General features: G+C 43.3%; 19 protein-coding genes. 5 read left to right on the forward strand and 14 right to left on the reverse strand.

The window, feature by feature from the left end; translation table 11 throughout:
* Positions 1-3 precede the first annotated feature (3 nt).
* From Q8M62_RS02640 to Q8M62_RS02650, 3 genes are read left to right on the forward strand one after another with little or no spacing between them, the layout of a single operon-like run.
* Positions 4-267, forward strand: coding sequence for a nicotinamide mononucleotide transporter (locus Q8M62_RS02640; RefSeq protein WP_304899124.1), 264 nt, complete (start codon positions 4-6; stop codon positions 265-267).
* Entirely contained in the window at positions 264-581 is a 318-nt protein-coding gene (locus Q8M62_RS02645; protein WP_304899125.1) for a cupin domain-containing protein, read from the forward strand. The genes Q8M62_RS02640 and Q8M62_RS02645 overlap by 4 nt, the downstream gene beginning before the upstream one ends.
* Positions 582-609: 28 nt before the next feature.
* Complete coding sequence (locus Q8M62_RS02650) at positions 610-1,380, forward strand: alpha/beta fold hydrolase (RefSeq protein WP_304899126.1); 771 nt, start codon at positions 610-612, stop codon at positions 1,378-1,380.
* Between the two features lie 75 nt (positions 1,381-1,455).
* On the opposite strand, the gene Q8M62_RS02655 is transcribed toward Q8M62_RS02650, so the two are convergent.
* The 14 genes from Q8M62_RS02655 to Q8M62_RS02720 all read right to left on the reverse strand — a co-directional run bounded on the left by Q8M62_RS02655 (position 1,456) and on the right by Q8M62_RS02720 (position 16,025).
* Positions 1,456-2,325, reverse strand: coding sequence for an alpha/beta fold hydrolase (locus Q8M62_RS02655; RefSeq protein WP_304899127.1), 870 nt, complete (start codon positions 2,323-2,325; stop codon positions 1,456-1,458).
* Between the two features lie 85 nt (positions 2,326-2,410).
* Entirely contained in the window at positions 2,411-3,379 is a 969-nt protein-coding gene (locus Q8M62_RS02660; RefSeq protein WP_304899128.1) for a zinc-binding alcohol dehydrogenase family protein, read from the reverse strand.
* Positions 3,380-3,607: 228 nt separating this feature from the next.
* On the reverse strand, positions 3,608-4,753 hold the full coding sequence (gene egtB, locus Q8M62_RS02665) for an ergothioneine biosynthesis protein EgtB (protein ID WP_304899129.1): 1,146 nt from the start codon (positions 4,751-4,753) through the stop codon (positions 3,608-3,610).
* Between the two features lie 26 nt (positions 4,754-4,779).
* Positions 4,780-5,754 carry an L-histidine N(alpha)-methyltransferase gene (locus Q8M62_RS02670; RefSeq protein ID WP_304899130.1) on the reverse strand — a complete coding sequence of 325 codons (975 nt, stop codon included), beginning with the start codon at positions 5,752-5,754 and terminating at the stop codon, positions 4,780-4,782.
* A 57-nt stretch (positions 5,755-5,811) separates the two neighbouring features.
* Positions 5,812-6,522 carry a hypothetical protein gene (locus Q8M62_RS02675; RefSeq protein WP_304899131.1) on the reverse strand — a complete coding sequence of 237 codons (711 nt, stop codon included), beginning with the start codon at positions 6,520-6,522 and terminating at the stop codon, positions 5,812-5,814.
* The gene (locus Q8M62_RS02680; RefSeq protein WP_304899132.1) at positions 6,519-7,202 is read right to left on the reverse strand and encodes a hypothetical protein; all 684 of its coding nucleotides are present in this window, start codon (positions 7,200-7,202) and stop codon (positions 6,519-6,521) included. The genes Q8M62_RS02675 and Q8M62_RS02680 overlap by 4 nt, the downstream gene beginning before the upstream one ends.
* A 30-nt stretch (positions 7,203-7,232) precedes the next feature.
* A complete protein-coding gene (locus tag Q8M62_RS02685; protein ID WP_304899133.1) occupies positions 7,233-7,757 on the reverse strand; it encodes a DinB family protein in 525 nt (174 codons plus the stop codon).
* A 38-nt stretch (positions 7,758-7,795) separates the two neighbouring features.
* Complete coding sequence (locus Q8M62_RS02690; protein ID WP_304899134.1) at positions 7,796-8,875, reverse strand: hypothetical protein; 1,080 nt, start codon at positions 8,873-8,875, stop codon at positions 7,796-7,798.
* A gap of 70 nt (positions 8,876-8,945) precedes the next feature.
* Positions 8,946-9,530, reverse strand: coding sequence for a Crp/Fnr family transcriptional regulator (locus Q8M62_RS02695; RefSeq protein ID WP_304899135.1), 585 nt, complete (start codon positions 9,528-9,530; stop codon positions 8,946-8,948).
* 41 nt (positions 9,531-9,571) lie between these two features.
* Positions 9,572-10,978 carry a sulfatase gene (locus Q8M62_RS02700; RefSeq protein ID WP_304899136.1) on the reverse strand — a complete coding sequence of 469 codons (1,407 nt, stop codon included), beginning with the start codon at positions 10,976-10,978 and terminating at the stop codon, positions 9,572-9,574.
* 249 nt (positions 10,979-11,227) lie between these two features.
* Positions 11,228-12,094 (reverse strand): sugar phosphate isomerase/epimerase, encoded by an 867-nt coding sequence (locus tag Q8M62_RS02705; RefSeq protein ID WP_304899137.1) that lies wholly within the window; start codon positions 12,092-12,094, stop codon positions 11,228-11,230.
* A 142-nt stretch (positions 12,095-12,236) separates the two neighbouring features.
* Positions 12,237-13,931 (reverse strand): GMC oxidoreductase, encoded by a 1,695-nt coding sequence (locus Q8M62_RS02710; RefSeq protein WP_304899138.1) that lies wholly within the window; start codon positions 13,929-13,931, stop codon positions 12,237-12,239.
* A 12-nt stretch (positions 13,932-13,943) separates the two neighbouring features.
* Positions 13,944-14,477, reverse strand: coding sequence for a gluconate 2-dehydrogenase subunit 3 family protein (locus tag Q8M62_RS02715; RefSeq protein WP_304899139.1), 534 nt, complete (start codon positions 14,475-14,477; stop codon positions 13,944-13,946).
* Between the two features lie 123 nt (positions 14,478-14,600).
* Entirely contained in the window at positions 14,601-16,025 is a 1,425-nt protein-coding gene (locus Q8M62_RS02720) for an amidohydrolase (RefSeq protein ID WP_304899140.1), read from the reverse strand.
* A gap of 207 nt (positions 16,026-16,232) precedes the next feature.
* Between Q8M62_RS02720 and Q8M62_RS02725 the strand changes: the two genes are divergently transcribed.
* Complete coding sequence (locus Q8M62_RS02725) at positions 16,233-17,216, forward strand: cytochrome C (RefSeq protein ID WP_304899141.1); 984 nt, start codon at positions 16,233-16,235, stop codon at positions 17,214-17,216.
* 186 nt (positions 17,217-17,402) lie between these two features.
* Positions 17,403-19,079, forward strand: a complete 1,677-nt coding sequence (locus Q8M62_RS02730; protein WP_304899142.1) for a bifunctional UDP-sugar hydrolase/5'-nucleotidase — start codon at positions 17,403-17,405, stop codon at positions 19,077-19,079.
* Positions 19,080-19,131 lie beyond the last annotated feature (52 nt).

Here is a 19,131-nt window from a genome sequence, read left to right on the forward strand (position 1 = left end):
TACATGGACTTTATATTAAATTATTACGGTTTAGATTGGTTAGCGATGGCATCAAGTCTTCTAGCAGTGTATTTGATTGGCAATAAAAATAGAGCAGGTTTTGTGTGCTATATTATTGCCAATATCCTTTGGATCTACCTAGGTATTTTTAAGATGGAAAGCTGGGGTATAAGCATTGGAAATATATTCTTCTTTATGATGAACTTTCGAGGATTTATAAAATGGAAAAAACAAATCCTGCCTCAAGAAATTAAAATTAAACAATGATAAAAATTGATCAAATACCGCAAATTGAATTGAAAAGTGGGTTCAAAGCACGTCTTATTCATACCTTACATACGACACTCGGTTTTTGGGAAGTTGATGAGGGTGCTGTTTTACCTATGCATAATCATATACATGAGCAAATTACACAAGTTTTAGCTGGGGAATTTGAATTTACTATTGGCGATAAAACCAATATTTATAGAAAAGGCGATATCGCTATTATTCCTCCAAATATTATGCATGGCGGAAAAGCTATAACTAATTGCCATCTTTTTGATATTTTCAGCCCGGTTCGGGAAGACTATAAGTTTTGATATTTCGCATTCCACCACCCCAATAAAAATGGAAAAATATATTGAAATTAGAGGAACCAATCTCTTTGTAAAATATTTAAATCCTGATTCAAGAAAGCCAACTATTATTTTTCTCCACGACTCATTGGGCTGCACAAAATTATGGAGAGACTTTCCCGAAAAACTTGGAAACGCGACTGGATGTAATTATCTCGTTTATGACCGTTTGGGTTATGGCAAATCTGACCCTATGCCTACGAATCCCCGACCATCCAATTATTTGGAAATTGAAGCTGACATTTTAAATGACCTGCTAATAAAACTTCAAATAGATAGTGCCATTTTATTCGGGCACAGCGATGGTGGTTCAATCGCTCTGATTACTGCAAGTAAATACCCTAGTAGAATAAAAGGAATACTATGCGAAGCGGCCCATATTTTTGTAGAAGAAATTACACTAAGGGGGATTTATGAAGCGAAAGAGTTATATAAAAATTCTAACCTAGCTGAACGGTTAGAAAAATATCACGGTAATAAAGTCGATATTTTTTTTAATGCCTGGGTTGAGACTTGGACAACATCTGATTTTAGAAATTGGAACATTGAACACTTTTTGCACAACATTTCCTGTCCGGTTCTATTCATTCAGGGCGAAGCGGACGAATACGGAACTATGGCACAAGTAGAAAAAACAGTCGCTCAAGTAAAAGGTAAAGCTGAAAAGTACATTATTCCAAACGTCGGGCACACACCGCATAAGGAAATTCCTGATCAAGTATTGGACAGAACTATTGATTTCATACTCCAATTAGCGCATTAAATATCTCTGGCAAAAAACTTCTTTTTGAAGAATATTGCTCTATTTCGATATCAACAGATAGAGACCTTAGAATTTTTAATTCCTGAGAAAAGGAACTATACTGAACCAAACCGCTGGAAAATTTTCCAAAAACACTCCATGACCGGCATTTGGAATAATCCCTAATTGACTGTCTGGGATCATGCGATAACCACTGAGTATTGTTTCTAATGCTGCATTCCTATCATTTTCTCCCGCAATTATCAGGACAGGACATTGAATTTTTTCAAATAAATCCTTGCTGATCGAAGTAGAATTGTAAAAATCAGCGACCTGATTTCCCAACTCCATCAATCGGTCAGGTTCTGGCATCAACCCCAACTGTTGCTCCATAAAGGCAGGGTCAAGCTGAAACAATTCCAACGCATTAAATTCCATTCTTCTCAATTCCGGCGTTTGCTCTCCTGCTCCGATGGCAATCATTTTCTTCACCCGCTCGGGATATAAAGCCGCAAACATATACCCACCAAAACCTCCGTCACTAAAGCCAAGGATATTTACTGAATCAGAGGTCACGGCATTGACCACAGCCAGAATATCGCCTGCTTTTTGTTTGACACTCAGGGGTGCCTTTCCAAGCTCAGATTTTCCATGTCCCCAAGTCGAGATTGCAATCACTTGATAGCGTTTGGAAAGGCTATCGATAAACTGGTGCATTTCGTAAGTCGAACCCAGCAACCCTCCATGAAGGACTACAAAAGGCTCACCTTCACCATAGACTTCATAGTAGATTTTCGCATCTCCGGCTTGCACGTATTTCCCCGCTTTGGGATTGTTTCCATAGGGAATCGCTTCCTCGGGAGAAGGTGTCTGCTGCATAAAATGCCGAAGCGGTTTAGCTGTTTGGGCTTGGCAAATGGTGCTGAAACTGATCAAGAATCCAAGAGAAAACAGAAGTTTCTTCATTTGTATTGGAATAGAATGTTGGGACTAAAGGGCTATTTGGAGATTATAGGATCGAATCCAAGGGCTATTTTCTCATCTTATAAGGCTAAATCTTAACCACAATTTTTCCTTGAGCCAGATTACTTTCCATGAGTTTGTGAGCTTCTTCTATTTCTTCTAGACGAAAGATTTTTGCAATCTCTGGGCGAATTTCACCTCGTTCTATTTGCCTCAAAAAGTACTGAAAATTTGAAGCTGAGATCCGAATTGAACCACTGTCATAAGTGGTAAGACCAACGGTGGATGGAATATAATCCATGGGCGCAAAGTCTGGGAAAGACCAATTTTCTGACAACATCCCGGCAAAACAAGCCATGCCCCCAGGTTTTACAGATTTCAGCGTATCTGCGAGCGTGTTGGTCCCGACTAGTTCCAGTGCTTTGTCTACTCCTTCCGGTAAAATACTTCTGACTTTTTCTTCAAGATTCCCATTATCAACTAACATCATTTCCGCTCCATTTGCTAAGATTTTCTCTTTGCTTTCAGCGTTTCGGGAGGTTGAAATAACCCGTGCACCCTTGACTTTAGCTAGCTGGGCCGCCATCAAACCTATGGAAGAAGTGCCTCCTCGGATCAAAAGGGTTTCAGATTTTTGAAGCTTAAGTGCCAATTCAAGCGATCCGAATACGGTCTGAAACATTTCCGGCAATGCGCCCAAAGTTTCCCAGGGCAGACTACTTTCGAAAGGCATCAAAATGTTTTTTGGAAGCACAACAAACTCCTGATAGCTTCCATCAAAGTCTCGCCCCATTCCTCCCATACAGGCGGCAACTTGTTGACCTCGCGCAAATTCGCCCGATGGATCTTCCACTATTTCTCCAACACATTCTATTCCGAGTACCCTGGGAAAAGTCACGGAAGGAGACAGACCTTTTCGGGTCATCAATTCGGATCGATTGAGTCCAAATGCTTTAACAGAAACCAGGACCTGTCCATTCTCAGGTTTCGGTGTTTGCCTTTTTTCCAAAAGTAAGTTTTCAGCTCCTCCAGGTTTATACAGGACAATTGCTTTCATATAATATATGCTGGATTTCTTTTGGTTGATTTTTTATTCCCTTCTCTGCGGACTTATAGAAATTTGGATTTTCATTTCGATGCAAAACGTGAATTCTATGTTGTATAAATACCTTCTTACCAAAAGCCAAATTATTTAAGCGCGCTGTGGTCTGTGGACTGTTGACGATTATAAGCAAGTATTTTTAGGATTATTCATTTCTGTTTGAATTGCTGACAATAATTTTTTCTATTCAGCCAGCCTAATTCCCATAAACTGCCACTGATGTTTTGCATGAAAAAAATTACGATAGGTCTTGCGGGAATGTCCTTTTGGCGTAGCAACTGAACCTCCTCTGAGCACCATTTGATTGACCATGAATTTGCCATTGTACTCACCGATTGCGCCGGGCGCTTTGCAAAATCCAGGATAGGGAAGATACGCGCTGTTGGTCCATTCCCAGCGCAAACCCCAGTCCAGCTGATCGGATGCAATTTCCCATTCCGCCTCTGTCGGTAGTCGCATTCCCTTCCATGCTGCAAAGGCCGAGGCCTCGTAAAAATTAACATGGGACACCGCTTGATCCATTTTGACTTTTTGAAGCCCTGCAAAGGTGTACTGCATCCATTCCCCATCTACCTGATGCCAATACAGCGGCCCTTTTGCCTGATTCCTTTTAACCCAATCCCAACCTTCTGCATGCCAAAATTCAAACTTTTCATATCCCCCTTCATTCATAAACTCCAAGTATTCGCCTTGGGAAACTAAGTGTTTTTGGATTTTGAAATCATTCAAATAGACTTTGTGCCGCAGCAATTCATTGTCAAAACAGAAGCCCTCGCCGGTATGACCGATCTCGTAAATTCCCTCCGGAAAAGAAACAAATTCTCCCGAATTCAAGAGCTCTCCCTCATCCAATGCCAGATTCAAAGTGGGAAAAAGAGGATTGTGCCCAAGAATGAACTTGATATCTGTGATCAACAACTCCTGATGCTGTTGCTCATGATTCAAACCCAACACAATCAAATCATTCACAGCTGATGGTATTTTGCCCGCTAAAAATATTGCCATCGCCTCATCCACATACTTTCGGTACTCATAAACTTGGTCCAAACTAGGTCGGCTCAGGTTTCCGCGATCGGTTCGAATTACTCTGGCACCGGCTGCCTCATAATAACTGTTGAAAACAAAATTGTAATCCGTGCTAAAAACCTGATAATCCGAAACATTAGCCATTAAGATAAAAGTCTCAAAAAACCACGTGGTATGTCCCAAATGCCATTTTGGAGGACTCACATCCTCCATCGGCTGCACGACATAATCCTCTGTTTTCAGTCCTTCGCAAATTTTAAGACTGTGTGCTCTTACCGTTTTATATTGATCAATCAGATTCATTTAATAGTATATTTTGACATAACCGCCTATTGAACCTCCCAAATAGCATCTACAAACCATTTTTTGGAATCGTACCAGTTTGCGATAACGCTAAAGCTACTATTTACAGCAAGCGCGTCAATCTCTTCGGGAGAAAATTTTTGAGAGACTTCCATATAAATGGGCTCATTCTCCTTAAAAAGAATTATTTGGTCACCAATCGTAACTTTTTGATCAGACAAACTCACCAAATAACTCTTGCATGCTCCTGAAATCGGATCATAGCTTTGGTAGTGTTCAAACTGACTTAGGTTAAAATCACCTCCAAGCTCTCGATTAATTCGACGCAGGAGGTTGAGGTTAAACTTACTCGTGATGCCTTCTCGGTCTGAATAAGCCCTTAGAATGGTGGCGGGATTTTTCCTCAAATCAAACCCCATGATAACCAAATCTCCCGGGGAAAGTAAATCGGACAGATGGCGGCAAAATTCCAGGGATTCGCCCGGACTCATATTTCCGATATTGGAGCCTAAAAAGAGTACAACTTTCCTTTTGTGAGAGGCTGTAACGATTTCTCGAAGTGCTTCAAAGTAATCTCCTTCGGTAAGATGGAAAGACAACTCTGGCAGGGATTCTTGAAGATTTTGACCCAGTATCTCAAGGATGTTTTTAGAAATGTCAATCGGAAAAAAATCAAAATCTTCCCCCTGATCAATCAACTCCTTTAACAAAAACAGGGTCTTTGACCCGTCTCCAGCCCCCAATTCGATCAAATCAAAAAGAGTTCCTCGATTGGTAATCGCCAGTGTAAGTTCACTTGTCTTGTTTCGAAAAATATCCTCTTCACACCGGGTTAAATAATAATCCTCGCTAGCCATAATTTGCTGAAAAAGTAAATCTCTCTCAGCATCATAGAAATATTTAGAAGACAGTTCCTTTTGATCTAACCTAAGCCCCTCAATAACATCTTTTAAAAAAAGCTGCGATTGAGTCAAAACCAGCTGTTCAAGTAACAATGACATTGCGATTTTTTTTGATATCCACCTTTTTAAATTTGTTCTTAATTCCTGCAAATAGAATTAGAAATCATCGTCCGTTTTCCAAATTCTAATTAGCTCCAATTCTGCATTAGCTACTCTTATTCCAATTTTACCCTGGGTTCGGTTATTTAGTTTTTTCACAGAAAGAGCAGGGGCCTGGGAATGATTGATGAATGCCCTAACCGAATCGCCCTGAATCTCTAGCGTCAAGGTAACCCAGTCCTCCGCAGCAGGCGCATTGTCTATTCCCTTTTCATAAATACCATTATGATTTGTTCGTAGAAATGGCCAATCAAAATCTGGATTCGATGAATATTGTATAGCATGAATCTTCCGAACAGGATCTTCTGCTCTAAAGTTGAAAGGTCGGCAATAGACCACATCAAAAATTGAATCATTTTCTGCGTGAAAAACCAACCCATAAAAACTCCCTTGAAGAATGTCTTTTCCCTTGGCTACAAGTTCGATTTTACCTTCTTGAAAATCATTTATAGGCAACCATATAGGCTTCTCAGCTTGATTCTTCCCTACTATTAGGAACTCCCGTCCTCCCTTCTCTCCATTGGTAACTTCATGCTTCCCAATTTCTAGGCTTCCTTCAGTTAGCATTTGAGGTAGACGGAAGACAAGCGGGTCTTGTGCAAAAACCGAAAAAGAGATTAGAAAAAAGGAAATTGCCAATTTCCATTCATTTCTCCTAAAATTGGTCTTGTTGCAAATTATGACCGAAATCCCTACTATCTGCCTCATTGGATAATCTTCAAATCTTTAAAAAACCCTTCTGTTCCGATTTCTACCCAAAGCCCGATGGACCCTGATGTAGTACTTCCTAACATTTTATTAACGATAAAAGCAGGTGCGTGTTGATCGTTGAGATAAAGTTTGGAGGTTTGACCGCTGAATTCTATCCTCATGGTAATCCATTCATCCAATCCGATATCGGCATAGGTTTCATAGAGTTCGGGAAACTCCTTTCGAAGTCTGTCAAACTTGTACTCCGGATAGGCATAGTACTGGATCGAATGGTTTCTGCGAATCTGATCGTCAGCCCGGCCGTTAGAAGGTCTTGCGTAAATGGATTCATAAGCAGAATTATCCCCGTTAACACGGAAAGCCAATCCGATAAATCCCCTTGCAAAAGGGGGCGCATTTGGCAAAAGTCTACTCAAGACTTTTACTTCCACTATTCCGTTCTCCAGATTTACGTTCCTCAATTTGAGAAAAGTAGGTTCATCGACTGTTGCACCCATTCTTTCTGGATCAAAGGGTAGTGACTCCAAATCTCGCTCGATCCGGAGAACTTCTTCACCATCCAACTTCACCACTGAGGCCTTGACATGGTAAATTTCAAATTCTTTCCCCTCAAAATGAATGGTTTGAGCCTGCGCTCCATACATCATGGAGAACAAGCTCAAAAGAGTAAGTTTCATAAAATTCGTCCTGATACCCATAGTCTCAAATCAAAATAATTTTTCCTGAGGAGGCGTAGCTCCTGCCAATCTTAAGTAAACTGTAGTTTGTCCACGGTGATGTGTCTGATGCTCAAAGCACTTTTCCAAGGCCTTTCCTTTGCTCATGTCAAATTGCCCAAATAACTTGGTTGCTTCACTTAACTGAGCCGGAGTCATAGTTTTCAAACTATTGATTACAAAGTCATATCCTGCCATAACAAGCTTGGTAACGTTTTCTTTGGATTGATCGGTGGATTTCTCAGATTCTCCTTGTCCGATTGGACTTGCAACGCCTGTGGCTGCGGAAGCAAAACCGTAGTTGCCATCAGTCAGGTGAAGCATTTGCTGCGCAAATGATCGCATTTCAGGGGTAGGCTTCAGACCGTAATTTTCCGCAGGCATGGCATCGAGGTACTCTTTGGTATAGGCTTTTGCACGTTCCCAATCTTTGACCATTTCCTCAATGGACGTTTGGGCTTGGGATAAAACACTGAGTCCAATGACAAGTGCTAATGTGGTAAGTAACTTTTTCATAGTAATTTGATTTTTATATGGTTGAATTAAATGTCTCGTTATTTTTTATGGTAAAACAGTCCTGCACCCAATTCACTTCCCAATGACCCCGGAGCAAGTTGCAGGTAATACAAGCTGGTCGGATCTTTGACAATTTCCAGGCTTCCTTCTCGCTGAATAATTACATTCTCTCCCAATTTGAGTTTGGAAGCATCAGCAGGTTCACCCAAGTTGGCTGGCCCACCGCCTTTGTTTACCAACTGATTATATCCCACCACCAAAGAATTGGATAGGTTGAAGTTGTTTTTTTCTTCTTTGTCCAAAATCCAAAAAGCCTCCGCCCCGGTCACCACATTGTTGTAGTATTTGAAGTCCTCGGCCACTGACCAGGTCCAAACCGCAGCACCATAGATATTGACGATGAGATTGTGATGCATTTCACAGTTTTCAGCTGGTCGGTCAGAAAACCAAAAAACTACAGCATCTTTTACTCCATAAAAAACGCAATGATCCACCACCACACCCTGCCCACTCGCCAATACAGGCAAATGGTTTGGAGCGGAATAAATATCCCCCAAAAATAAACACTGGGTCACACGTAGGTCATCCAAATCTCTTCCTTCCCTGATAATGGGGTAATTGCGAATCACCATTCCATCCGCCGGCCGCTCATGGACGGGAGAACCCAAAACCCGAAGGCCCTGAATGGTCACGTGGTTTGTTTCGACCTGAATCCCATTGGAAGCTCCGCCCAATCGATCATCGGGAATATTTTGAAAAGGCATAACAGAAATCACCACCGGCATTTTTCCCTGATGCCAATCCTTGTCATCAGGAAGAACCTCCGCCCGAATCGTCAACCTGTTTTCCCTGGTGAATTTCCATTTTGCAGGATCAAATCGCACGGTAGTATCCAAGGCATACATTCCTTCGGAAAGGAAAACCGTCACTGAACCTTCTCCTTCAGTTGCATTAATTCGTGCTGCCGCCTCATAAAGCGAGCGAAGTGGATTTTCCTTTTGGCCTGTATTTGCATCATTGCCAGATTCGGGATTGATATAGAGTACCCCTTTTTCCAGCTGTGCAAATCCCTGAAAGGAGAAAAGTAGCAAGAGGACAATTGTATGTAGCTTCTTCATTTTTGTCTTTTTTGATTAAGACAAAGGTCAGCAGCTCTTTCGGCATCTACCCTTAACCTAGCTTAAGAAATCAGCCCTTGGATTGAATATTTTTTCGGACTTTGCTCAAAAACTCGGGCGTGATTCCCAAATAGGAGGCGATTTGGGTATTTGGCAGGCGATTGCTGAGGTGGGGATATTGTTCCAAAAAACCCAAATACCGCTGTTCCGCTGTGGAACTGAAATTTTGAAGCACCCGGTTTTGAAGTTCGATGTACTTGAGTTCAATCAGAACCTTGAAAATCAGGTTTAACTTGGGTATGTTTTTGTATAAAAAGTACAAATCCTGCTGCTTGATTTGTAGGACCACTCCAGCTTCAAGCGCTTCAATATTCAGTTGACTGGGCTTCTGAGTATGAAAGCTGCCGATATCCGCTATCCAGTCATTTTCGGCAGCGAACTGAATATTGTGCTCAAATCCCTTGTCATCAACGCCAAACATCCGAAAGCAACCTTGGGCCACAAAGGTATGATACCTGCAAACCTCACCTGCTACCAATATTTTCTCCTTTCGTTTGATGTGCCGTAAAATAAACCGTTCATCCAAGAGTGCTTTCTCAATCCCTTTGAGCGGGATAAAGCTTTCAAGATGCTGGATTACGGCTTGATTGGACATGATGGAAATTAGGCAAATTCTTGTTATTTCGAAGCTAAAACTTACTTCCGCACCGGTAACCTAGCATCCGTCTCCCTCCACCAGTTTTCTAATTTAGTCTTCAGTTGGGAGACCACAACAGGAAGCTGTTTGATCAAGTTTTTCTCTTCCAAAGGATCGTTGGAAAGATCGTACAGCTCAGCCTCTGACCCATCAAAATAATAGATCAGCTTGTAATCTCCTGAGCGGATGATGGAATACGGAACCACATCAGGAGCCCGGTAGTGGGGAAAATGCCAGAACAAATCCCTGCTTATTTGCTCATCCGGATTTTCAAAAACAGCTCTCAAATTTTGGCCGTCCAATCCCATAGGCACGTCCTCACCCAGGTAGTCCAGAATAGTCGGTATCCAATCCATAGTGATAACTGGAGTCACTGTAACTGAACCGGGCTCAATGACAAAAGGCCAACTTACGATGGTCGGCACACGAATGCCGCCCTCATAAGGATAGCCTTTATAGGAGCGAAGCCCCAAATTTACAGTGACAGGATTTTGTGGGTTTCCGATCAAACCTCCGTTGTCTGAGGTGAAAATCACAAGTGTATTTTCTCTTATTTCCAGGCGATCCAGTTCATCCAAGACTTTTCCGACATTCTGATCCAGATTTTCAACCAAGGCAGCATAACTTGGGTTTCGTTGCACTCCGGGCGTTTTGTTTTTATACTTTTCCACTAAATCTGCCGGCCCCATGATTGGAGTGTGTACCGCGTAGGGAGCCCAGTGAATGAAAAATTTACTTTTATGATCCTTGAGAAAACGCACGATTTCATCTCCTTCCCGATCGGTCAAAAACTCTCCCTCCTTTCTTGGAGGTACATTTTTTAGGACATAATCCTTATTCCCGTTTGTCGGCAAATAGGGATCAAAGTAACTGGGTGGCTGACCAAGATCATTCCCCCCAATATTGATATCAAAACCCTGATCTTCGGGATAATTCCCCTCCTCGCCTAGATGCCACTTCCCAACATGCATTGTAGAGAAACCCATTTTTTTTAATCGTTCTGCAAGAGTTTCTTCCTCCAAAGGCAAAAAGCCCTGGTTTTTGGGAGTATTCAATGGTTTACTCTCATTTCCTTCAAAATCTGTCGGTAAAGCCAAGCCAGAACCACCCTGGAATTTGGCTCTAATCCAGTCGGTTATTCCAATTCGTGCAGGATATTTTCCCGTCAAAAGCGCAGCTCGCGAAGGAGAACAAATCGAAGCTGCAGCGTAGGATTGGGTAAACAACATGCCCTCTGAAGCCAATCGGTCAATATTCGGTGTATCATAGAAATCACTTCCAAACACGCCCAAGTCCGCTGCTCCCAAATCATCCACATGGATAAGAAGGATATTTAGCTTCTCTTTTTCTTGGGAAAAAGCAGAAATAGAAAGAAAAATCAGCAAACCTAGAATCAGTTTCTTCATTATAGCCTATTCTTATGAACTAGATAAAATCAATTCATGAAAAAATCCAGCCTTGTCTGACCCCTAACTCGTGTAGGGTAGTGTAATTATTCAGTAAGGTGGTTTATTCAGTTTAGTAAGAAAGCCAGAGGAAGCCGGGAAGGTTGGTGGAATCCTTCCCGCCCCTCTGCACCACTTAATTAGCTTTCGATTAGCTGATCAAGTCCTTGATAGAAATAAGGTTTTTGAATAGCAAACTGACTTAAAGCCTCAATACTTCAAGCTTTTCAAATAAGCGATACTTTTTGGCAAAGCCTCCAACTCATGATCACCTTCATCCTCGATAAACATGTGTTTGATACCAATTTTATTGGCTTCACGAAGAATAGCCGGAAAGTCCAATTCACCTTCGCCTAGCGGGACGTCATTCTCAGGTCCTGTCAAGCCAGTCATATCTTTGAGAGCTCCTTTTCGGAAATCCTTCAGATGTAGTGACACCCAACGTTTGCCGTACTTTTTCAATAAAGCAACCGGATCACCTCCACCAAAATGCGTCCACATTACATCCATTTGCAGGGAAACGTACTTGGGATCGGTATTCTCCACCAAGTAATCAAACAAAGTCCCATTCCCATAGGGATGAAACTCATAACCATGCACATGGTATTTGAAAGTGAGTCCATTTTCTTTCAGGACTTTTCCACCCTCGTTGAAGACCTTGATCGCTCGGTCTGCATCTGCCTTGCTGAATTCACCCCGCTTGTGAGGAATCCAGGCGCACATCACATACTTGGCACCAAGGGCTTTTGCCTTGTCAGCCACCGCCCGAGGATCTGATTCCAAAGCTTCAAAACCGGTACCGGTGGATGGAAGGGAAATCCCACGATCTGCCAGCATTTTCACGAAATCTTCTGAACTTACACCTTGTGGTGCACCACCTTCAAACTCGGTAAAGCCCATTTGTTGGATAAGATCCAGAGATTGCGGCACGCCGTTTTTCCACTGATTTCGAAATGTATACGAGGCAAAGCCAAGGGGAACTTGAAGCATGGGATCGCCCTTTTTCTGGGCGGAAGATTGCTGTGGGGAAATGATCCAGGAAAAGGCGAGGATCAGAAGGATTAGGATATTTTTCATAGGTTTATTCTTTTTTTCAACGGTCCACAGTCCACGGTCCACTGCTGCTTGTAAAGCACTTCAATCGATGAAGCCAAATCAAATCACTTAGTTAGTAGAATTTGGCGGCTGTCGACTGTCGTCTGTGGACCGTTGACAAATATTAAAGATTCATTTTATTCAACTCCTCCACCGCATAATTCGCGGCACGGGCAGTCAGTGTCATAAAGGTAAGTGTCGGATTTTGAGTACTTCCGCTCGTCATGCAAGCACCATCAGTGACAAAGACATTTTTGCAATGATGCAGCTGATTGTATTTGTTGAGCAGGGAAGTTTTGGGATCATTTCCCATTCGGACTCCGCCCATTTCGTGAATATCCGAACCCGGAGGCGCACCTGAGTCGGTCACATTGATATTTTTGAAGCCCATCCGCTCGTACATCTCACTTTGTTGCTGCACGAAATCTGCAGTCATTTTATTGTCATTATCCTTCCATTCGACCGACATGATCAACTTGGGAATTCCATATTTATCTTTTTCCTCCGCACTGAGACGGATGTGATTGGATTCCTCAGGGACCATTTCTCCCTGCATCCAGGCAGCCATGCTCCAGAGTCCATATTTTGGATTGAGCAGATTGTCCCGAAGCGCATCTCCGATCAGTTCACCGTTTCCGTCCAACTGACGGCTGCCTGACATTCCGATGGCATAGCCACGCAGGAAATCCGTCTCCTGCCGATAGACATTTCGGAAGCGAGGCACATAAGCGTGACCCGGATTTCTGCCGTCATTAAATTTGTCCTGAAAACCTTCAAACGTTGCGTTTCCTTTTCCTCTGTAATTGTGGCAGGTGATGAATTTACCCATCAGTCCATTGTCATTTCCTAAGCCGTTGGGGAATCTGGAAGACTTGGAATTGAGCAAAATCGCATTGGAGTTGATCGTAGAGGCATTGACAAAAATAATTTTAGCATAAAACTCAATCGATTCTTGAGTGAGCCGATCAATCACCCGAACACCGACCGCCTTGCCTTTTTGCTCATCATAAACAATCGATTCTACCACTGAATCCGGGCGAAGGGTCAAATTTCCGGTCTTTTCAGCCCAAGGCAAGGTCGAAGCATTGGCTGAAAAATAGCCTCCGTAAACACAGCCACGATTACACATGTTTTGGTTCATGCACTTGTTACGGCCCTGATCCTTGTGAATCTGCTGTGGATCAGTGAGGTGCGCACATCTCCCTTGGATGAGGTGTCGATCTCCATACATTACCTTTAATTGCTCACTGTAATGTTTTTCAAGGCAACTCAACTCAAAGCCCGGTTGTACGATTTGATCCGGAAGCACATCCAGTCCATCCCGACTGCCCGCGAAACCCACAAAAGTCTCTACATAGCTATACCAAGGCTCCATGTCTTTGTACCGGATGGGCCAGTCGACGGCATAACCATCCCTTACCGGGCCTTCAAAATCAAAATCAGACCAACGCTGCGTGCCTCTTGCCCATAAAAGGGACTTTCCTCCTACATGGTAACCACGAAACCAGCGGAAAGGCTTCTCCTCAATATAGGGCTGTTCATCTTCTGCCAAAGCCCAATGCATGGTTTCTTCCCTTTTCCAATTGGCAGCACCCACACCGGATCGTTTATCAATAGGGACTGCGCCACGAAATTCAAATTCCCAGGGCGCCTTGGAAGCGGTAGGATAATCTTCAATGTGTCGAACCATCCGTCCCCGCTCAAGCACTAGGGTTTTGAGGCCTTTTTCGGTCAATTCTTTGGCCGCCCATCCACCGGACGCTCCAGAACCAATCACTATCGCATCGTAGGTGCGTTTTTCTTTTGAGTCTTGTAACATGTCGTTTTGGGTTTAGGCTTGGAGGACATCCACACATCCGTGATAGAACCCCGGTGCTACCTGATAGCCTCGATAGTCTGCCATGACTTCCTTGACGGTGGTAAAGCCATTGATCGTCTGAGAACGCATCAAACTGTAAAACTTATTTTCATTTTCAATTTCAGAACTCTTCAACGCAAGCAGCGCTTTTTCTCTCTCCTCCCGAGAAAAGTCACCAAATCCAGACTTTTTTAAAGATTTCAACTGCGCCTTAATCAGCTCCTGCTCTTCTTTTTCATAACAATGCTCGAAAAGCTTGATCAAAAACTGATCTGTACCGGTACTGAGGGCTCCGATGGGTTGTGCATCAGGAGTGGGTACCTTTGGAGGAAGACCAGTTGGAATAAAGGTATCGGCAATTGCTGAAATCAATTGCTCCTCATCAAAGCTAAAAAAGCCGGAGTGAGTCAACCGATCAACGATTTGCCATTTCCAGTCGACTAGCACCAGACCTGCTATTCCAGCAACTGATCCTCCGATGATTTTGAGGGATTTACGTCTATCCATGAATTTGGTATTTTGGGCGAAAGCGTGCCTACAAGTTAAATTTTTTTGAAAAAGTCCAAACAAAAAAAGGCCGGAATTCCACCAACGGAATCTCCGGCCTTTCAGGTCAATTTTCCAGAGCTGTTATTTTCTGTAATCCAATGGTGCCTTTCGGTCACCCACCAATGCTTTATATTCAAAATCAGCTCCTCTTCTTCGGTTCAATTCCTCCAGCGCTTTGCCTGTAACGGATGGATCTTTGAAAATATCCATCGCAGTCAAGGTAAGTGTCTTGGCAGCGACCATCATTCCTTTTTGCCCGATACTCATTCCTCCGGCGGCCACTGCCTGCCAGGTATGAGCAGAAGTGCCCGGAACCCAAGTTGCTGTACCTAGACCTACCGTTGGAACTAGCCAGCTGATATCACCCACGTCAGTGGAACCGCCTCCACCCTCTTCACTCACGATAAAGGGGGTAATTTTTGCAGCATCTTCCGGACTGGATTTGACACCTGCAGGATAGGTTTTAATGATGTCCTCCGCAAATTTTCTTTCCTCAGGAGAGTAATTTACGCCTCCGATTGTCTCCAGATTTTTATGCATGATTCGGGCGAGTGTCTCATTGGGAAGGAGGTTATAGACTCCATTAATGACTTCATATTCCATCCGGGTTTGAGTGCCTAAAGCAGCACCTTCAGCCGTTTTCACCATTCTGGCAAAAATCTCCTGAACTACCAGCGCATCCGGATGTCTTACATAATGGTAAGATTCAGCAAAAGCAGGAACCACGTTGGGAGCTTCACCACCACGGGTAATCACATAGTGCATTCTAGTCTCCATCGGCACGTGTTCACGCATCAGATTTACCATGAAATTCATAGCTTCCACTGCATCGAGAGCTGATTTCCCGCGCTCAGGTGCTGCAGCAGCATGAGAAGCTTCCCCGTAAAATCTGAATTTGGTCGAAATATTCGCTAAAGATGAGGTTGCTCCGGCAGCATTTTGAGATCCGGGGTGCCAGTGCATCATCACGTCTACGTCTTTGATCAAACCAGCACGAGCCATGTACACTTTTCCTCCACCGCCTTCTTCAGCAGGAGTCCCATAGACCCTTAATGTTCCTTTGATGTTATTTTCTTTCATCCAATCCATCACCGAAATACCGGCTGCAACAGAGGCTGCTCCAAAAAGGTGGTGACCACACGCATGTCCCGCGCCACCTTCTACAATCGGCTTGCGAAAAGGAGAAGCCTCTTGAGAAACGCCCGGAAGTGCATCGAATTCAGCCATGATCCCGATGACAGGCTTGCCTGAACCATATTCTGCCACGAAGGCTGTAGGAATTTCCGCAACGCCTGCTGTCACTTTGAATCCGGCGTCCTTCAGCGTCTTTTGCAAAAGTGCAGAGCTCTTTGTTTCCAAATATCCCAACTCAGGATTAGCCCAGATCTGCCGGGCGATATCACCATAAAAGTCAGCTTTGGAATCGAGCTTTTTCAGGACTTCATCTTGCCCGAAAAGGGGCGAAAATGAAAAAAGCAATAGTAGTAGGATTAAGTACTTGTTCATGTAAGGCTTGTTTTTTTGGCAAAATACTAATTGTTCTGATTTGAATTGTCCATTATTCTATTGAACCACCTTAGAATAATCTTCCAAAGTTGTATTTTCTAATTGGAATAAAATTGAAATTTCACACCGCTCACTTTATTTTAGTAATCAATTAATTTTCAGGCAATTGTATTTTTATTATTTTTCGTAACCCAACCTAAAAACACTATGAAAAAACTTTTGAAAATCGCTGCCTACCTGATAGGCGCAGTAATTCTGATCTTGATTTGCGTATTGGCATTTCTGCAACTTGGCTTTCCCAAAGTGGATCCTGCACCAGAACTCAGCATTGAATATACTCCCGATCGAATCGAAAGAGGTGCCTACTTGGCAAATCACGTTACCGTCTGCATGGATTGCCATTCAACTCGCGACTTTTCTGAATTTTCCGGACCTCCTAGGCCGGGAACTTTGGGTGCAGGTGGCGATCGATTTGACCATAGCATGGGACTCCCCGGTGTGTTTTTTGCAAAAAACATCACACCTCACGGGATTTCAGATTACACAGATGGAGAACTGTATCGTCTGATTACTACTGGAGTGACAAATGACGGGCGACCGATGTTTCCCTTGATGCCCTATATGTACTATGGAAAAATGGACCCGGAGGATATTTATGACATCATTGCATATGTGAGATCATTACCTGAAATACCAACAGAAATCCCAGATTCAAAACCTGACTTTCCCGTTAATTTGATTTTGAGAACTATTCCTACCAATGCCTCTCCTACCAAAAAACCAGCCTCAAGCGACCAAGTAGCTTATGGCGGGTACCTTGTCAATGCTTCTGGTTGTGTGGAATGCCACACCCAAGTAAGTCCACAAGGAATGATCCTACAGGATGTGAAATTTTCAGGAGGGAGAAGTTTTCCATTTCCTGACGGTTCGATAGTAATCTCATCCAATATCACTCAAGATACAGAAACTGGCATCGGCAATTGGACCGAGGAAATGTTTGTTGGTAGATTTACGCAATACGCTGATTCTTCCTATGTAAACCCGAAAGTTGCTCCGGGTGAATTCAACACCATTATGCCTTGGACCATGTATTCAGGAATGAAAGAAGCGGATCTCAAGGCTATTTATGCTTACTTAAAAACGATCGATCCCATAAAAAATCAGGTAGTCAAGTTTACCTCCTCAAAATAGTCAGCTCTTAATTTTATCTGAATTTAAGGAAGCTTCAGAGACTGGGGCTTCCTTTTTTTTACTGCCTTTTGTGACACCTATCACCAAGTCTTGGGCAAAAGGATTTCTAATTTTCCCGCAGATTGGAAAGGTATTATCCTTTCTAAATCAAATAGAAACAAAATCAATACGCCCAAAAGTAAGTTTATGAAATCCTCCAGGAGAAAATTTATTGCCCAAATCGGCGCCTTAGGTGCAAGCACCGGATTGGTAGGAATCGCCTCTGGGACTCCATCTTCCGAAATTAATAATCCGGAAAACCCTTCCACTTCTTTTACCCTCAACATCCTCCAAACTACCGATGTGCATTGTCAAATTCATGCACACGATGAGCTCTTTTGGGAAAATGGAAAGGCTGTCTATCGGAAAACCGGCGGCTACGCGCACCTTAAGACTTTCCTGGATCAGAAGCGAAAAAAAATGCAACACAGCTTCCTTATGGATACCGGAGATATGTTTCAGGGTTCGGAGCTTTCGGTAAAAACTACTGGGGAGGCTATGGTTCCTATTCTCAACGCCTTGGATTACGACCTTTACCTTCCGGGCAACTGGGAAGTGATCTACTATAAAAAATCGATGCAGCACCTTCTTGGTTCATTGAGCGCACCAAAGGTCTGTGCCAATATGTATCATGACTTGGGTGAAGGCAAAAAAGGTGAATTGATATTTCCTCCCTACCACATTTGGGCTGTAAACGGAATAAAAATTGGCTTCTTGGGTTACACCGATCATTTGGTGCCACTTCGACAATCCCCTAACTACAGTAAAGGCATCATCTACACCAAACCTGAGGAAAACCTCGCTCACTATGTGGATGTGCTAAGAAATCAGGAAAAATGTGCTTTTGTAGCAATAGTTGCCCATTTGGGGCTATCTCAACAAATCCACCTAGCTAATCATCCAGCCTGCGAAGGAGTGGATTACATACTGGGAGGCGACACCCATGAGCGGGTGAGAGTCCCGATCCAAGCCAAATACGCCAAAGTGGTGGAACCGGGAGCTTTTGGCTCTTTCGTCGGAAAGCTGGAACTGAAAATCAAAGATGGAAAGGTAGTGTCCGATACCTATGAACTCATGGAAGTCGATTCCAAAAAATACCCTGAGTCTCCTAAGATGAAGGAGATTATCGCTCAATATGAGGGTCCGTACCTGGAGGACATCCAAAAAGTGGTAGGCTATTCGACCATACCATTATTTCGCTATTTCGTAATTGAAAACACAATTGACACAATGATCCTGGACGCCATCGATTGGCAAGTGCCGGATGTAGACATCGTACTTTCCAATGGTTTCCGTTTCTGTCCTCCGCGATCCACACCGGATCACACAGGAAATATCCCAATCACAAACGGATTTATTTTTGACATGCTTCCTGTAGACAGTACCATCCGGACAGGGAAAGTGACCGGAAAACAGATTCAAGAGTGGCTAGAACGTGAGCTGAATAACGTATTCGCCGCAGATGCTTCGAAGCGATTTGGTGGTTGGGTGATCAAGTTCAAGGGAATGGAAGTGAAGTTTAATGCTTTTGGCGAAGAGGGGAAACGCGTTCAGTCTGCGATGGTTCATGGCCTGCCCCTTGACCTAGAAAAAGTCTATAAAATCTGCGCCTGTGAACGTGATGGAGATCCGGACGACATGCTTTGTCGATTCAGAGGAGTAAAAGACACTCAAAACACGGCATTTACCCTACATCAAGCGATGAAAAATTACCTCGGAGAAAACTCCCCGGTTACCCCGACTCCTCCTAAATCAGCCGAAGCGCTTGATGCCCCGGCTACCTTACTGACTCAGGTGAGTGGAGTTGATTATGAGTTCAGATAACTAAATGCTGATATCCAAAAAAGGATGGAGAAAAGTGTTTAATCACCCCCGA

The sequence above is a fragment of the Algoriphagus sp. genome (assembly GCF_030694375.1).
Classification (GTDB): Bacteria; Bacteroidota; Bacteroidia; order Cytophagales; family Cyclobacteriaceae; genus Algoriphagus.

Coding starts and splice junctions, on each gene's coding strand:
- Q8M62_RS02640 (WP_304899124.1), top strand. CDS start 4: ATGGACTTTATATTAAATTATTACGGTTTAGATTGGTTAGCGATGGCA.
- Q8M62_RS02645 (WP_304899125.1), top strand. CDS start 264: ATGATAAAAATTGATCAAATACCGCAAATTGAATTGAAAAGTGGGTTC.
- Q8M62_RS02650 (WP_304899126.1), top strand. CDS start 610: ATGGAAAAATATATTGAAATTAGAGGAACCAATCTCTTTGTAAAATAT.
- Q8M62_RS02655 (WP_304899127.1), bottom strand. CDS start 2,325: ATGAAGAAACTTCTGTTTTCTCTTGGATTCTTGATCAGTTTCAGCACC.
- Q8M62_RS02660 (WP_304899128.1), bottom strand. CDS start 3,379: ATGAAAGCAATTGTCCTGTATAAACCTGGAGGAGCTGAAAACTTACTT.
- egtB (WP_304899129.1), bottom strand. CDS start 4,753: ATGAATCTGATTGATCAATATAAAACGGTAAGAGCACACAGTCTTAAA.
- Q8M62_RS02670 (WP_304899130.1), bottom strand. CDS start 5,754: ATGTCATTGTTACTTGAACAGCTGGTTTTGACTCAATCGCAGCTTTTT.
- Q8M62_RS02675 (WP_304899131.1), bottom strand. CDS start 6,522: ATGAGGCAGATAGTAGGGATTTCGGTCATAATTTGCAACAAGACCAAT.
- Q8M62_RS02680 (WP_304899132.1), bottom strand. CDS start 7,202: ATGAAACTTACTCTTTTGAGCTTGTTCTCCATGATGTATGGAGCGCAG.
- Q8M62_RS02685 (WP_304899133.1), bottom strand. CDS start 7,757: ATGAAAAAGTTACTTACCACATTAGCACTTGTCATTGGACTCAGTGTT.
- Q8M62_RS02690 (WP_304899134.1), bottom strand. CDS start 8,875: ATGAAGAAGCTACATACAATTGTCCTCTTGCTACTTTTCTCCTTTCAG.
- Q8M62_RS02695 (WP_304899135.1), bottom strand. CDS start 9,530: ATGTCCAATCAAGCCGTAATCCAGCATCTTGAAAGCTTTATCCCGCTC.
- Q8M62_RS02700 (WP_304899136.1), bottom strand. CDS start 10,978: ATGAAGAAACTGATTCTAGGTTTGCTGATTTTTCTTTCTATTTCTGCT.
- Q8M62_RS02705 (WP_304899137.1), bottom strand. CDS start 12,094: ATGAAAAATATCCTAATCCTTCTGATCCTCGCCTTTTCCTGGATCATT.
- Q8M62_RS02710 (WP_304899138.1), bottom strand. CDS start 13,931: ATGTTACAAGACTCAAAAGAAAAACGCACCTACGATGCGATAGTGATT.
- Q8M62_RS02715 (WP_304899139.1), bottom strand. CDS start 14,477: ATGGATAGACGTAAATCCCTCAAAATCATCGGAGGATCAGTTGCTGGA.
- Q8M62_RS02720 (WP_304899140.1), bottom strand. CDS start 16,025: ATGAACAAGTACTTAATCCTACTACTATTGCTTTTTTCATTTTCGCCC.
- Q8M62_RS02725 (WP_304899141.1), top strand. CDS start 16,233: ATGAAAAAACTTTTGAAAATCGCTGCCTACCTGATAGGCGCAGTAATT.
- Q8M62_RS02730 (WP_304899142.1), top strand. CDS start 17,403: ATGAAATCCTCCAGGAGAAAATTTATTGCCCAAATCGGCGCCTTAGGT.